This is a genomic window from Fusicatenibacter saccharivorans, assembly GCF_015557635.1.
GTDB lineage: Bacteria > Bacillota > Clostridia > Lachnospirales > Lachnospiraceae > Fusicatenibacter > Fusicatenibacter saccharivorans.
Map to the genome: position 1 here is coordinate 80,628 of NZ_JADNOP010000005.1, position 14,260 is coordinate 94,887.

Consider the following 14,260-nt stretch of genomic DNA (forward strand, 5'->3'; position numbering starts at 1 on the left):
AAGAGGGAAGAGAATGAGTATGAAATTTCTGATAGTGAGCGATACCCATGGACGGATGTATAACCTTGAGGAGGCCATGGAACGTGAGGAGTTCGACGGCATGATCCACTGCGGTGACGTGGAAGGGATGGATGACCTGATCAAATCCAAGGTAAACGGCCCGTGCTATATGGTCATGGGAAATAATGACTGGTTTTCAAACCTCCCGGTGGAGATTCAGGTGAACATTGATGATTACCGTGCCTTTATCACACACGGTCATAACTACGGCGTATCGCTCGGCCTGGAGGGAATCTATGCGGAGGCACTTTCCAGGGGTGTGGATATCGTACTGTTCGGCCATACGCACCGGCCGGTCGCAGAAAAGCGTGGAAATCTCTGGATTGTCAATCCGGGCAGCCTCACGTATCCGCGTCAGATGGGAAGAAAACCAAGCTATGCCATGCTGACGATCAATGAAGAGCATGAGCTTTCGGTGGAAATCAAGTATCTGGATTAAAAAACGGGTCGAAAAAGGGCGGAAAACAGCCCAAAATCGAATGAATTATCGCAACTAACATGACTATTCCAAAGAAAACAGGGTAGTACCGGAGCAGGTTCTGACTAATCCTTAAAAAGTTTGTCAAAAAAATACAATTTAGGTGTTGACAGATGAGAAAAGATATGATAAGATCTCTTTGTTGTCCGGTGAGAACAAAACAACACAAAAAACATTTTGAAAAAAATGAAAAAAAGTGTTGACAAACCGAAAACAATGTAATATAATAAATCTTGCGTCGAGCGCGAAAGGGTTAAACGCAAATCGGGAAACCTTGTTTACGGGGTGTGGCTCAGCTTGGCTAGAGCGCCTGGTTTGGGACCAGGAGGTCGCAGGTTCGAATCCTGTCACCCCGATGTCGTGCGGGTGTAGTTCAATGGTAGAACACCAGCCTTCCAAGCTGGATACGTGGGTTCGATTCCCATCACCCGCTTGCTACTACAATTTTGTAGAAGCTGTGTGCTTGTAGCTCAGTTGGATAGAGCAACGGCCTTCTAAGCCGTGGGTCGGGGGTTCGAATCCCTCCAAGCACGCTTCACTAAAATTAAATAGTGAAAAAGACTGTAAGTCGTAATTATGGTGGGTATAGCGCAGTTGGTTAGCGCGCCAGATTGTGGCTCTGGAGGCCAAGGGTTCGAATCCCTTTATCCACCCTGCCAGCAAGGCGAAACATTGGGCTATCGCCAAGCGGTAAGGCACAGCACTTTGACTGCTGCATTCGCTGGTTCGAATCCAGCTAGCCCAGTTGGATGCAAAAGTATACGGAGCATTAGCTCAGTCGGTAGAGCACTTGACTTTTAATCAAGTTGTCCGGGGTTCGAATCCCCGATGCTTCACTAAATAACCCATAGAAAACGCCCATGGAGGTTTTCTATGGGGTTTTTCTTTTTTGAAAAAATAATATGCGGTTATGACGGAATTGGCAGACGTGCAGGATTTAGGTTCCTGTGCCTTTCGGCGTGTGGGTTCGAGTCCCACTAACCGCAGAAAAATCCACAGCAGTAAAATGACAAAAATCAGATTCTAAATAATTGCAGCAAAAATATTCGCGCATCAAATATCTTAAAAACTCCAAACAGAACCGAAAATCAAATAGAGAATAGATAGAGGAAAAATGGTATGACAAGAGAAAAGTATGAGTCATTGCCTTTGAGCATGCTGAAAGCGCTGGCAAAATCCAGAAACATGAAGGGGATTTCCACCCTGCGGAAAGAAGCGCTGATTGAGCGGATGCTGGAAGAAGATCAGAAAGAAAACCAGAAAAATATGGAAGAGCCGGCGGTTCTAAAAGAGGAAAAAAAGACGGAAACTGTACAGGATCAGAATCAGGAACCGCAGGAAAAGCGGGAGGACGGTATGGAGCGCCAGAATCGGGAAACCTCGGAAAACGGCACCGCGCGCCCGTACCAGAGACCGCGGTATGTCCGCCGGGAAGAGCGCAGTGAAAACGGAGAGCGACAGGAGTACCGTCCAAGAGCGCCGCGTTTCAATGAGCGTAGATTTCAGGAACCACGGAATTATAATCAGAATAACCGTGAGGAAGAGCAAAGACAGGAGCCGCGTCAGGAAGCAGGGCAGGAAATGAGACAGGAGCCGCTGCGTCAGGAAGCAAGACCAGAGACGAGACAGGAACCGCGTCAGGAAACCAGCACGCTCGACAGCGGCCAGGAGGCCTGCGGCATCCTCGAGGTCATGCCGGACGGATTTGGATTTATCCGCTCCGACAACTATATGCCGGGCGACAGCGATGTCTACGTTTCTCCGTCCCAAATCCGCCGTTTCGGACTGAAAACGGGAGATATCATCCGCGGAAACACGAGAGTAAAGTCCGCAACCGAAAAATTCAGCGCCCTTTTATACTTAAAGAGCGTCAACAATCTGCCGCTCGACCAGATCATGCGACGCGGCAATTTCGAAGATATGACACCGGTCTTCCCGGATGAGCGGCTGCGCCTTGAGCGCCCGGGCGGAAGCATGGCGATGCGGATCGTGGATCTTGTAAGTCCGATCGGAAAGGGCCAGCGAGGCATGATCGTCTCCCCGCCGAAAGCCGGAAAAACGACGCTTTTGAAGGATGCGGCAAAATCCATCCTGCGGAACAACCCGGAGATGTATCTGATCATCCTTCTGATCGACGAGCGGCCGGAGGAGGTCACCGACATCAAAGAAGCGATCCAGGGCTCCAATGTGGAGGTTATTTATTCCACGTTTGATGAGCAGCCGGAGCACCACAAACGCGTGTCCGAGATGGTCATTGAGCGCGCGAAACGTCTTGTGGAGAGTAAAAAAGACGTTACGATCTTCATCGACAGCATCACACGTCTTGCCAGAGCTTACAACCTGACCGTTCCGCCGAGCGGCCGTACCCTTTCCGGCGGTCTCGATCCGGCAGCACTCTACATGCCGAAACGGTTTTTCGGCGCGGCCAGAAACATGCGCGAGGGCGGAAGCCTGACGATTCTTGCAACGGCGCTTGTGGACACCGGAAGCAAGATGGACGATGTCGTTTACGAGGAATTCAAAGGCACCGGAAACATGGAACTCGTGCTCGACCGGAAACTGCAGGAACGCCGCGTCTTCCCGGCCATCGACATAGCCAAATCGGGAACAAGAAGAGAAGATCTGCTTCTGACACCGGATGAGCAGGAGGCCGTTTACAATATGCGGAAGGCATTAAACGGCATGAAATCCGAGGAGGCCGTGGAAAATATTCTGAATATGTTTGCCCGCACCAGAAACAACGGCGAACTGATTCAAATTTTAAAGAAACAAAAAATAGTATAAGGCTTGCAATTTTCAAAATTGTGTGATACAATGAGAAAGCTGTGCAAGGTTGATGAGATTTTGTCAGCCTGAAATACGAAATCATCAGAGTAAATCTGAGAAGATAACAATATTAAGAAGAGGTGAATAAAATGAGAGAAGGAATCCATCCAGAATACCATCAGGCAACTGTTACCTGCAACTGCGGAAATACTTTCGTAACAGGTTCTACCAAGAAAGAGATCCACGTTGAGATCTGTTCTAAATGCCATCCGTTCTACACTGGCCAGCAGAAAGCTGCTGCAGCTCGTGGACGTATCGAGAAGTTCAACAAGAAATACGGCATGAAATAAGAATTGAATCAAGCAAGATGAAAAACGGGCTGAGGTTGGAAGATCTCAGCCCGTTCTTGCGTTACGGATGCAGAAAATCCCCTTTGAGGAGGTAAACGTAAATTATGAAATCATCCAATATTGGCGGCCAGGCCGTGATGGAAGGCGTCATGATGATGAACAAGGACCGCTATTCCGTCGCAGTACGCCGGCCGGACGGGGAGATTGAGGTTAAAGTAGAGCAGCACAAGCCGCTGACAAAGCACAAGGGGCTTTTAAAAGTTCCGATTCTGCGCGGTGTCTTCAGCTTTGCCGATTCGATGATCGTCGGCATGAGTTCCCTTATGTACTCCGCTTCGTTCTATGAGGACGAGGAGGAAAAGAAAAAGCCGGCGACGAAAGAGGAAGAGGAGCAGCAGAAAGCGAAAAAAGAAAAGACAGACAGGCTGATGATGTACGGAACCGTCACATTTTCCGTTGTCATCGCCGTCGTTCTCTTTCTGATGGTGCCGTACTTTCTGTCCGAACTGCTGCACAAAGCGGGAGCCGGAACGACACTGACCGCGGTGGCAGAGGCCTTTGTGCGTGTGGCACTGTTCCTCGGCTATCTGGCAGCCATTTCCCGTATGGAAGACATTCAGCGCGTGTTCATGTACCACGGCGCCGAGCATAAATGCATTAACTGCGTTGAGCACGGTCTGGAACTGAACGTGGAAAACGTCTTAAAGAGTTCCCGGGAGCACAAGCGCTGCGGAACGAGCTTTCTGATGTACGTCATCGTCATCAGCATCATCTTTTTCATGTTCATCCGGGTCGATTCCCCGGTGCTGAAAATCGTGATCCGCCTGCTTCTCATTCCGGTGATCGCGGGCGTTTCGTATGAAATTATCCGCCTGGCGGGAAAAAGTGACAATAAACTGGTCAACCTGATCAGTAAACCGGGCCTGATGCTGCAGCACCTGACGACGCGCGAGCCGGATGCCGAGATGGCAGAGGTTGCGATCGCCGCTGTGGAGGCTGTGTTTGACTGGAGAGCATACCTGAACGAAAACTTTGGTTATACGTACCCGGCCAAAACCGAAAAGAAAGAACATGAGGAGCCGTGACCGATGAGTGTGCACGATAGAAAAAACTTGAAATCTGCACTGGAATCCGCTATTCTGTACTTACAAAAGCAGGGGGTGGAGGAAGCCCGGCAGGACGCATGGCTTTTACTGGAGCATGTCTGCGGGATCAGCCACAGCACCTACTTTGTACACAGTGAAGATGAAATGCCAAAAGAACAGCAGGAGCAGTACGAAGCGCTGGTCAAAAAGCGCGGCGAACACATTCCGCTGCAGCAGCTGACCGGAGAGGCGTGGTTCTACGGAATCCCGTTTTTTGTGAATGAGCATGTACTGATTCCGCGGCAGGACACCGAGATTCTTGTGGAGGAAGCGCTCCGCGGCCTTCCCAAAGATGCACGGATTCTCGATCTCTGCACCGGTTCGGGATGCATCCTCATATCGCTTCTTGTGACGAGAGAGGACTGCACGGGAATCGGCGCGGATCTCTCCGAGAAAGCCTTACAGGTTGCGGAAAAGAACGGCGCACAGGCGGGCGGACGGGCATCGTTCGTAAAGAGCAACTTATTTGAAAACATCGAGGGAACCTTCGATGTGATCGCAAGCAATCCGCCGTATATCCGCACGGATGTGATTGAAACGCTGATGCCGGAGGTGCGCGACCATGAGCCGCGGATGGCACTCGACGGCAGTGCGGACGGTCTTGTCTTTTACCGGAAGATTACAGAGCAGGCAGGAAGCTATTTAAAAGAGGGCGGAAAGCTCTGTTTTGAAATTGGATACGATCAGGGAGATGAAGTGCGGGAGCTGATGGAAACCCACGGCTTTGCCGATGTACAGGTTCTGAAAGATCTGGCAGGCCTGGACCGCGTGGTGACCGGTATCTGGCACAAAAAACCCTGACAGAAATGAATTTTAATTTTGACACCATAATGACATCATAAACAGACGAAAACAGCAAAAAGGAGCAGTCATTTTATGTTTGATAAACTTGATGATATCCTCATGCGTCTCGAGGAGGTACTGAATCAGTTAAGCGAGCCGGACGTCGCTGCCGATGCGGCGAAGTTCCAGAAGCTGATGAAGGAGCAGGCAGAACTCCAGCCGATCGCAGACGCATATAAGGACTATAAAACACAGAAACAGACCATCGAAGAGAGCCTGATGCTTCTCGAGGAGGAATCCGACGAAGAAATGCGCGAAATGCTGAAAGAAGAGCTCTCCGATGCGAAAAAACGCGTAGAGGAGCTGGAGCAGGAGCTCAAAGTCCTGCTTCTGCCGAAAGACCCGAACGATGACAAGAACGTTATCGTAGAGTTCCGCGCAGGTGCCGGCGGAGACGAGGCGGCACTCTTTACCGCAGAAATCTGCCGTATGTACATCAAATACGCAGAGAGCCGCGGCTGGAAAACAGAGCTGACCAGCGCCGATGAAAACGGAATCGGCGGCTTTAAAGACGCAACACTTCTGATCAACGGAGCAGGCGCGTACTCCCGGATGAAGTACGAGAGCGGCACGCACCGCGTACAGCGTGTGCCGGAAACCGAGTCCGGCGGAAGAATCCATACCTCAACCATGACCGTAGCGATCATGCCGGAGGTGGATGACGTCGAAGTACAGATCGACCCGAAAGATTACAAATTCGATGTATTCCGTGCTTCCGGAAACGGCGGCCAGTGTGTCAATACGACCGACTCAGCAGTCCGTCTGACCCACTTCCCGAGCGGCATCGTCATTTCCTGCCAGGATGAGAAATCACAGTTAAAGAATAAGGACAAGGCACTGAAGATTCTGCGTGCCCGTCTGTACGACTTAGAGCAGCAGAAACAGCACGATGAGATGGCCGAGCTTCGAAAGAGCCAGGTCGGAACGGGAGACCGCTCTGAGAAGATCCGTACGTACAACTTCCCGCAGGGACGTGTGACGGATCACAGAATCAAACTGACCTTATACAAACTGGACGCCATCATGAACGGCGATCTGGATGAAATCATTGACAGTCTGATTGCAGCCGATCAGGCCGCAAAGCTGAGCAGCATGCAGGAAGAAGCATAATAATAAACGCTGCGAATCACGATTGGTCTACAGGATCGATTGTTGATAGAATAAACAAGAGAAAAAAGGGGAAAAGAGAAAGGAAAAACGCTATGAAGAAAACAGCACTTGTGATCATGGCAGCCGGAATCGGCAGCAGATTTGGAAAGGGAATCAAGCAGCTTGAGCCAGTAGGACCAAACGGGGAGATCATCATGGATTATTCCATCCACGATGCACTGGAAGCCGGCTTCAACAAAGTAGTCTTCATCATCCGCAAGGATCTGGAGAAAGATTTCAAGGAAGTCATCGGCAACCGCATCAGCAAAATCACAGAGGTGGAATATGCATTCCAGGAGCTCGATGATCTGCCGGCAGGCTTTGCAAAACCGGAAGGCCGTACCAAACCGTGGGGAACCGGCCAGGCCGTTCTTGCCTGCAAAGGTCTTGTAAAAGAGCCGTTTGCTGTTATCAATGCTGATGACTATTACGGGAAAGATCCGTTCGTAAAACTGCACGACTACCTCGTACAGGAGCATGATGTGGATGAAGTTATGCCGATCTCCATGGCAGGATTCGTGCTTGGAAACACCTTAAGTGACAACGGCGGTGTTACAAGAGGTGTCTGCGTCGTTGATGAAAACGGAAATCTGACCGGTGTCAACGAGACGAAAAACATCGTAAAGACCGCAGAGGGCGCAGGCGTTGAAAAAGAAGACGGAACGGTTGATCCGATCGACAAAAACTCCCTTGTTTCCATGAACATGTGGGGACTGCAGCCGGAGTTCATTGATCTTCTGGAGAAAGGCTTTGTTGAATTCCTTTCTGCACAGAAAGAGGGAGATGTAAAAGGCGAGTACCTCCTTCCGATCTACATCGACGAGCTGCTGCACGCAGGAAAAGCAGAAGTAAAAGTTCTTCCGACCGACGCAGAGTGGTTCGGCGTAACGTATCAGGAAGACAAAGCTTCCGTAACAGAAGCATTCCGCAAACTGATTGCGGACGGCGTATACAGCGAGAAGCTGTACGACTAATTACGATATTTTGTTATTTGAGTGAATAACCAGAAAAAGCGTGTTTGAATGATTGCAAAAAATTTCAGACACGCTTTCTGCCCGAAAGGGGAAAGGAGCATACCATGGGTAAATATTTTGGAACAGATGGATTTCGCGGAGAAGCAAACATTGATCTGACGGTTGAGCATGCATATAAAGTGGGAAGATTCCTCGGATGGTATTTCGGAAAAGACCACAAAGCACAGATCGTCATTGGAAAAGACACCAGACGCTCCAGCTACATGTTCGAATATTCGCTGGTAGCAGGACTGACCGCATCGGGAGCAGACGCTTATCTGCTGCACGTAACGACCACCCCGAGCGTTTCCTATGTTGTCCGTACCGAAAACTTTGACTGCGGAATTATGATCTCCGCCAGCCACAACCCGTTCTATGACAACGGAATCAAAGTCATCAACGGCCTGGGACAGAAACTGGAAGCCGACATCGAAGCGCAGATCGAAGCCTACATCGACGACGGAACACCGAAGATCCCGTTCGCAACGAGAGAAGACATCGGACGCACCGTGGATTTTGCAGCCGGAAGGAACCGCTACATTGGACACCTGATCTCGATTCCGACAAAATCCTTTAAAAACATGAGAGTCGGACTCGACTGCTCCAACGGAAGTGCCTCTTCCGTAGCCAAGAGCGTGTTTGATGCCATCGGCGCCAAGACATATGTGATCCACAACGAGCCGGACGGAACAAACATCAACTGCGGCTGTGGTTCCACCCACATCGAAGAGCTTCAGAAATATGTAAGAGAGAAACACCTCGATGTCGGATTTGCCTACGACGGAGACGCAGACCGCTGCATCGCTGTCGATGAGCTGGGAAATGTGGTAGACGGAGACCTGATCATGTATGTCTGCGGTAAATACTTAAAAGAAAAAGGCCAGTTAAACGGAGATACGATCGTGACCACGATCATGTCAAACCTCGGTCTTTACAAAGCGTGTGACCGCGCCGGTATCCGGTATGAGAAGACGGCAGTCGGCGACAAATACGTGTGCGAGAACATGATGGCAAACGGCTATTCTCTCGGCGGAGAGCAGTCCGGCCACATCATTTTCAGCAAGCACGCGACGACCGGTGACGGAATCCTGACCTCCCTGATGGTGATGGAAGTGCTGATAGATAAGAAACTCCCGCTCAGCACCCTGACAGCCGAGGTAGTGATTTACCCGCAGCTCTTAAAGAATGTCCGCGTGGCAAACAAAGCAGCTGCAAAGGCCAACCCGGCAGTACAGAAAGCAGTAGAAGACGTAGCAGAGGCCCTGGGCGATGACGGACGCATCCTCGTAAGAGAGAGCGGCACCGAGCCGGTGATCCGTGTCATGGTGGAAGCACCGGACGACGCAACGTGTGCAAAATACGTAGACCAGGTTGTTTCTGTGATGCATAAAGAAGGACTTGTGACAGAATGAAAAAAAGACTGGTAATCTTTTTTCTGGCGGCGGCAATGGTGCTTGGCGGCTGTGAAAATAAAAATTCAAAGCTTTATAAAAAGGGCATCGAGGCGCTCGAACAGAAGGACTACGTAACGTCGATTGCGATGCTGGAGGGAGCCGTAAAGGCAGGCGACCGACTGGCGGAGAGCTACCGGTCGCTCGGCATCGCTTATCTGAAAAGCCAGGAGTATGACAAGGCAAAAGAGGCTTTCAAGAGCAGTCTTTCGAGCATGAAGCACAAAGACGCGGAGTTTTCGCGCGATGTCATGTATTACGAGGCGGAAACCTGCGTACAGGCCGGAGATCTGGATGGAGCCATTGAGATCTGCACCAATATTCAGGAAGAAAAGGCCGATGCCGATGCGCTGTTCCTTAGGGGACGCGCGTACTTCCTGCAGAAGAATTACGAGCAGGCGAAGGTGGATTTTGATGCGGCAGTGGAGACGAAGGAGAGCTATCAGCTCTGCCTTGACATTTACGAGCTGTATCAGGAGAGCAGCATGAAGGCGGACGGAGACCGTTACCTCGAAGCGGCAGTGAAGATTGAGCCGAAAACGACCGAGGATTATTATAACATCGGCTGCGCATACTACTATCTGGAGGAGCAGGACGAGGCGGTCAAAGCGTTCTCGAAGGCAATGAAGGACGGCAGCAGCGCGGCGATGGAAATGCTCGGCGAGGTTTACCTTTCCAATGGTCAGAACGACGAGGCGAAAGCACTGTTTTCTTCGTATCTTTCGACAGATGGCTTTGCGGCGGCAGCCAACAACGGGCTGGCGCTCTGCGCACTTGCGGAAAACGACACGGACAGTGCACTCTCGTATATCGAGGAAGGACTCAAAACGGCAGAGGATTCCGACCGGGAAAATCTGCTGTTCAACCAGATTGTATCCTATGAAAAACGGGCGGATTTTGATACCGCGAAGTCGCTGATGGCGGATTTTCTGGCAGCATACCCGGAAAACACCGCGGCGCAGCGGGAAAATACGTTTCTCCAGAACCGATAACAGACGGAGGAAGTTGGATTGTTTGATTTAAGAGAAGAACAGGAGCGCGTGATTCTGGTCGGCGTACAGGAAAACGGCGGCGCAAAAGCAGAAGAATCGCTCGACGAGCTGGCGGAACTGGCCAGCACCGCCGGTGCGAAGGTGGAGGGCCGCCTGGTGCAGGTGCGAGAGGCCATTCATCCGGGAACGTACATCGGAAAAGGAAAATTAGAGGAATTGAAAATTCTGGTGCGCGCCTGCGATGCGACGGGCATCATCTGCGACGATGAGCTCTCCTCGATCCAGTTAAAAGGGCTGGAGGAAGCACTGGAATGCAAGATCATGGACCGTACGCTTTTGATCCTGGATATCTTTGCGGCGCGCGCCGTGAGCAGCGAGGGTAAAATCCAGGTTGAGCTGGCCCAGTTAAAGTACCGTGCGTCCCGACTTTCCGGCCTTGGCACATCGCTTTCCCGTCTTGGCGGCGGAATCGGTACGAGAGGACCGGGAGAGAAAAAGCTGGAAACCGACCGGCGCCTGATTCGCACGCGTATTACGCAGTTAAAACGTGAGCTTGAGGAAGTACGCCAGCACAGAGAGCTCCTTCGTGAAGGCAGAAAACGTTCCAAAATCCCGGTAGCGGCGCTCGTAGGCTATACGTCAGCGGGAAAGAGCAGTCTTTTAAATGCACTGACAGGATCGGAAATTCTGGCAGATGCAATGCTGTTTTCCACGCTGGATACGACGACGCGGTCACTGACCCTTCCGGATGGACAGGAAATCCTGCTGACCGATACGGTTGGATTTATCAATAAGCTGCCACATCATCTGATCGATGCATTCCGCAGTACGCTGGAGGAAGCACGGTATGCCGACTATATTCTCCACGTTGTGGATACGTCAAATCCGCAGATGGAGCTGCAGATGCAGGTCGTGTACGATACGCTGCGGGAACTGAAAGTTGAGGACAAAAAGATCGTCACCCTGCTGAACAAGCAGGATAAGCTTCTCGACCCGGTGGTTGTAAAAGATTTCCGGGCAGACGCGAGCCTTGCGGTCTCTGCCAAAACAGGACAGGGACTCGAAGACCTCAAAAATTTACTCTCCTCGTGGATGATGGAGGGAAAAATCTATATCGAGCGCCTCTATCCGTACGATAAGGCGGGAACGATTTCACTGATCCGCGGATACGGAATTCTGCTCGAAGAAGAATATCTGCCGGAAGGCATCCGCGTAAAAGCCTATGTACCGAAGGATATCTATCCGAGGGTATAGAGGTATGGCAAGCGGGCTTAAAAACGGCAGTACATCCCTTTAAGCGCCGTACAGCGCCGAAAAATGGAAGGGACAGAACATAAGTAAAAGTACCATATCTAGTGATGTTAGAAAATTTCACACTAGATATGGTACTTTTTACTATTGACGGGAGAAACATGCTCTGCTATCATATGGTTCAGACACTGCAAAGAGTGGAACCTTAAAAAGGCCTTGCAGAAACGGTTGAATTAACAGGAGGGATTCCATGTTTCAGGTAGAAAAGAGAGACGGAACGATTGCAGAGTTCCAGATGAAAAAGATTACCGATGCGATTGGAAAAGCATTCGGCGCAAAAGATATGCAGTTCAGCGATGACATGCTTCAGATGCTGGCACTGCGCGTAACAGCGGACTTTCAGTCCAAGATCAAAGACGGAAAAATTTCAGTGGAGGCAATTCAGGACAGCGTGGAGAACGTGCTGATCCAGTGCGGCTACGCAGAAGTGGCAAAAGCTTACATTCTGTACCGCAAGCAGAGGGAAAAAATCCGCAACATGAAATCGACGATCGTAGACTACAAAGAGATCGTGGACAGCTACGTAAAAGTAGAGGACTGGCGTGTCAAAGAGAACTCGACCGTAACGTATTCTGTCGGCGGTCTGATCTTAAGCAATTCCGGCGCGATCACAGCCAACTACTGGTTATCAGAGATTTATGATGACGAGATCGCCGAGGCACACCGCAACGCGGATATTCACATCCACGACCTGTCGATGCTGACCGGCTACTGTGCAGGATGGTCGTTAAAACAGCTCATCAAAGAAGGACTTGGCGGCATCAACGGAAAGATTACTTCTTCTCCGGCAAGACATCTTTCGGTTCTGTGCAACCAGATGGTCAACTTCCTCGGCATTATGCAGAACGAGTGGGCAGGTGCGCAGGCATTTTCTTCATTTGATACGTATCTGGCGCCGTTCGTCAAAGTGGACAACTTAAGCTACGGCGAAGTGAAGAAGTGCATCGAGGCGTTTATCTACGGCGTCAACACACCGAGCCGCTGGGGAAGCCAGGCACCGTTCTCCAACATCACACTCGACTGGACCGTACCGGATGACCTCGCGGAGCTTCCGGCGATCGTCGGCGGTAAGGAGATGGACTTCAAGTACAAAGACTGTAAAAAAGAGATGGATATGGTCAACAAAGCGTTCATCGAGACGATGATCGAGGGAGATGCCAACGGAAGAGGCTTCCAGTACCCGATCCCGACCTACTCCATCACATCCGATTTTGACTGGTCCGATACGGAGAATAACCGTCTGCTGTTCGAAATGACTGCAAAATACGGTACCCCGTACTTCTCCAACTACATCAACAGCGATATGAAACCAAGCGACGTGCGCTCCATGTGCTGCCGTCTCCGCCTGGATCTGCGTGAGCTTCGAAAGAAAACCGGCGGATTCTTCGGTTCCGGCGAGAGCACCGGATCGGTCGGCGTTGTCACCATCAATATGCCGCGTATCGCATATCAGTCCAAAGATGAGAAAGAGTTCTACCGCCGTCTCGATCATATGATGGATATTGCCGCACGTTCGTTAAAGACGAAACGTGAGGTCATTACCCGCCTCCTGGACGAGGGACTGTATCCATATACGAAACGGTACCTTGGAACGTTTGAGAACCACTTCTCAACCATCGGTCTGATCGGTATGAACGAGGCCGGCTTAAATGCCGCATGGCTCGGAAAGGGTCTGGAGGATCCGAAGACACAGCAGTTTACGAAAGAAGTTCTGAACCATATGAGAGAGCGTCTTTCTGATTACCAGGAGGAGTACGGCGATCTGTACAACCTTGAGGCAACTCCGGCGGAGTCGACCGCATACCGTCTGGCAAAACACGACCGTGCAAAATGGCCGGATATCAAGACCGCAGGCCATGAGGGAGATACCCCGTACTACACCAACAGCTCCCATCTGCCGGTGGACTATACCGAGGATATTTTCTCTGCGCTTGATATTCAGGATGATCTGCAGACGCTGTACACCTCGGGAACTGTATTCCATGCGTTCCTTGGCGAAAAACTGCCGGACTGGAAAGCAGCAGCTTCCCTTGTGCGGAAGATTGCAGAGAACTACAAACTGCCGTACTACACGCTGTCCCCGACGTATTCTGTCTGTGCGAACGACGGCTATCTCGCCGGCGAGCATTTTACATGTCCGATCTGTGGAAAAGAGGCAGAGGTTTACAGCCGTATCACGGGATATTACCGTCCGGTCAAGAACTGGAACGACGGAAAACGCCAGGAGTACAAGAACAGAACTGTATATGATATCATCCACTCCAAATCGCCGGAGCAGAAAATGAAATCGTACGGCGCAGCAGAGAAACTGGCAGAGCAGGCCGCTGGAAAAGAAGAGCCGAAAGCCGCTGCAGCAGATAAAATCGAGGAAGACGGCATGTACCTGTTCACGACAAGCACCTGCCCGAACTGCAAAATGGCAAAAGAAATGCTCGCCGAGGAGCAGTATGAGGTGATCGACGCAGAGCGTCACCCGGATCTTGCCGCACAGTACGGCATCATGCAGGCACCGACTCTTCTCGTTGTGGAGGACGGCCAGGCGCAGAAGATTGTGAATGCTTCCAATATCCAGAAATATGTGGATGAATATCTCTCCTAAATCTGTGCGCATATAGTTGCAGGAAAGAACAAACAGAGTTATAATAGGAAAAAGTGATACCCTCGCCCGGGCATCCCGGGTGGGGGTATTATTATGGCGCTGA

General features: G+C 50.8%; 11 protein-coding genes and 7 tRNA genes. All 18 read left to right on the top strand.

Annotated features, from left to right (window positions below; translation table 11 throughout):
* Positions 1 to 19 precede the first annotated feature (19 nt).
* The 18 genes from I2G42_RS05760 (at position 20) to I2G42_RS05845 (ending at position 14,157) form a co-directional block, all read left to right on the top strand.
* On the top strand, positions 20 to 499 hold the full coding sequence (locus tag I2G42_RS05760; RefSeq protein WP_055227148.1) for a metallophosphoesterase family protein: 480 nt from the start codon (positions 20 to 22) through the stop codon (positions 497 to 499).
* A gap of 320 nt (positions 500 to 819) precedes the next feature.
* Positions 820 to 894: transfer RNA gene (locus I2G42_RS05765), tRNA-Pro, on the top strand.
* 6 nt (positions 895 to 900) lie between these two features.
* Positions 901 to 971 (top strand) — tRNA-Gly (locus tag I2G42_RS05770).
* Between the two features lie 26 nt (positions 972 to 997).
* Positions 998 to 1,071 (top strand) — tRNA-Arg (locus tag I2G42_RS05775).
* A gap of 46 nt (positions 1,072 to 1,117) precedes the next feature.
* Positions 1,118 to 1,191 (top strand) — tRNA-His (locus tag I2G42_RS05780).
* 20 nt (positions 1,192 to 1,211) lie between these two features.
* Positions 1,212 to 1,283 (top strand) — tRNA-Gln (locus I2G42_RS05785).
* A gap of 18 nt (positions 1,284 to 1,301) precedes the next feature.
* Positions 1,302 to 1,374: transfer RNA gene (locus I2G42_RS05790), tRNA-Lys, on the top strand.
* Between the two features lie 68 nt (positions 1,375 to 1,442).
* Positions 1,443 to 1,524: transfer RNA gene (locus tag I2G42_RS05795), tRNA-Leu, on the top strand.
* 133 nt (positions 1,525 to 1,657) lie between these two features.
* Complete coding sequence (gene rho, locus I2G42_RS05800; protein WP_055227023.1) at positions 1,658 to 3,322, top strand: transcription termination factor Rho; 1,665 nt, start codon at positions 1,658 to 1,660, stop codon at positions 3,320 to 3,322.
* 131 nt (positions 3,323 to 3,453) lie between these two features.
* Positions 3,454 to 3,654, top strand: coding sequence for a 50S ribosomal protein L31 (gene rpmE, locus I2G42_RS05805; RefSeq protein ID WP_022462139.1), 201 nt, complete (start codon positions 3,454 to 3,456; stop codon positions 3,652 to 3,654).
* A gap of 104 nt (positions 3,655 to 3,758) precedes the next feature.
* The gene (locus I2G42_RS05810) at positions 3,759 to 4,739 is read left to right on the top strand and encodes a DUF1385 domain-containing protein (RefSeq protein WP_195530835.1); all 981 of its coding nucleotides are present in this window, start codon (positions 3,759 to 3,761) and stop codon (positions 4,737 to 4,739) included.
* A 3-nt stretch (positions 4,740 to 4,742) separates the two neighbouring features.
* A complete protein-coding gene (prmC, locus tag I2G42_RS05815) occupies positions 4,743 to 5,600 on the top strand; it encodes a peptide chain release factor N(5)-glutamine methyltransferase (protein WP_195530836.1) in 858 nt (285 codons plus the stop codon).
* A 75-nt stretch (positions 5,601 to 5,675) separates the two neighbouring features.
* Complete coding sequence (gene prfA / locus I2G42_RS05820) at positions 5,676 to 6,752, top strand: peptide chain release factor 1 (protein WP_022462136.1); 1,077 nt, start codon at positions 5,676 to 5,678, stop codon at positions 6,750 to 6,752.
* Positions 6,753 to 6,844: 92 nt separating this feature from the next.
* Positions 6,845 to 7,765: a nucleotidyltransferase family protein gene (locus I2G42_RS05825; RefSeq protein ID WP_055219722.1), complete on the top strand. Its 921-nt coding sequence runs from the start codon at positions 6,845 to 6,847 to the stop codon at positions 7,763 to 7,765.
* Between the two features lie 104 nt (positions 7,766 to 7,869).
* Positions 7,870 to 9,216, top strand: coding sequence for a phosphoglucosamine mutase (gene glmM, locus I2G42_RS05830; RefSeq protein ID WP_022462134.1), 1,347 nt, complete (start codon positions 7,870 to 7,872; stop codon positions 9,214 to 9,216).
* Positions 9,213 to 10,247: a tetratricopeptide repeat protein gene (locus tag I2G42_RS05835; protein WP_055219726.1), complete on the top strand. Its 1,035-nt coding sequence runs from the start codon at positions 9,213 to 9,215 to the stop codon at positions 10,245 to 10,247. The genes glmM and I2G42_RS05835 overlap by 4 nt, the downstream gene beginning before the upstream one ends.
* A gap of 18 nt (positions 10,248 to 10,265) precedes the next feature.
* A complete protein-coding gene (hflX, locus tag I2G42_RS05840; RefSeq protein WP_195530837.1) occupies positions 10,266 to 11,501 on the top strand; it encodes a GTPase HflX in 1,236 nt (411 codons plus the stop codon).
* A 247-nt stretch (positions 11,502 to 11,748) separates the two neighbouring features.
* Positions 11,749 to 14,157, top strand: a complete 2,409-nt coding sequence (locus I2G42_RS05845; protein WP_117813196.1) for a ribonucleoside triphosphate reductase — start codon at positions 11,749 to 11,751, stop codon at positions 14,155 to 14,157.
* The last annotated feature ends 103 nt before the right edge of the window (positions 14,158 to 14,260 follow it).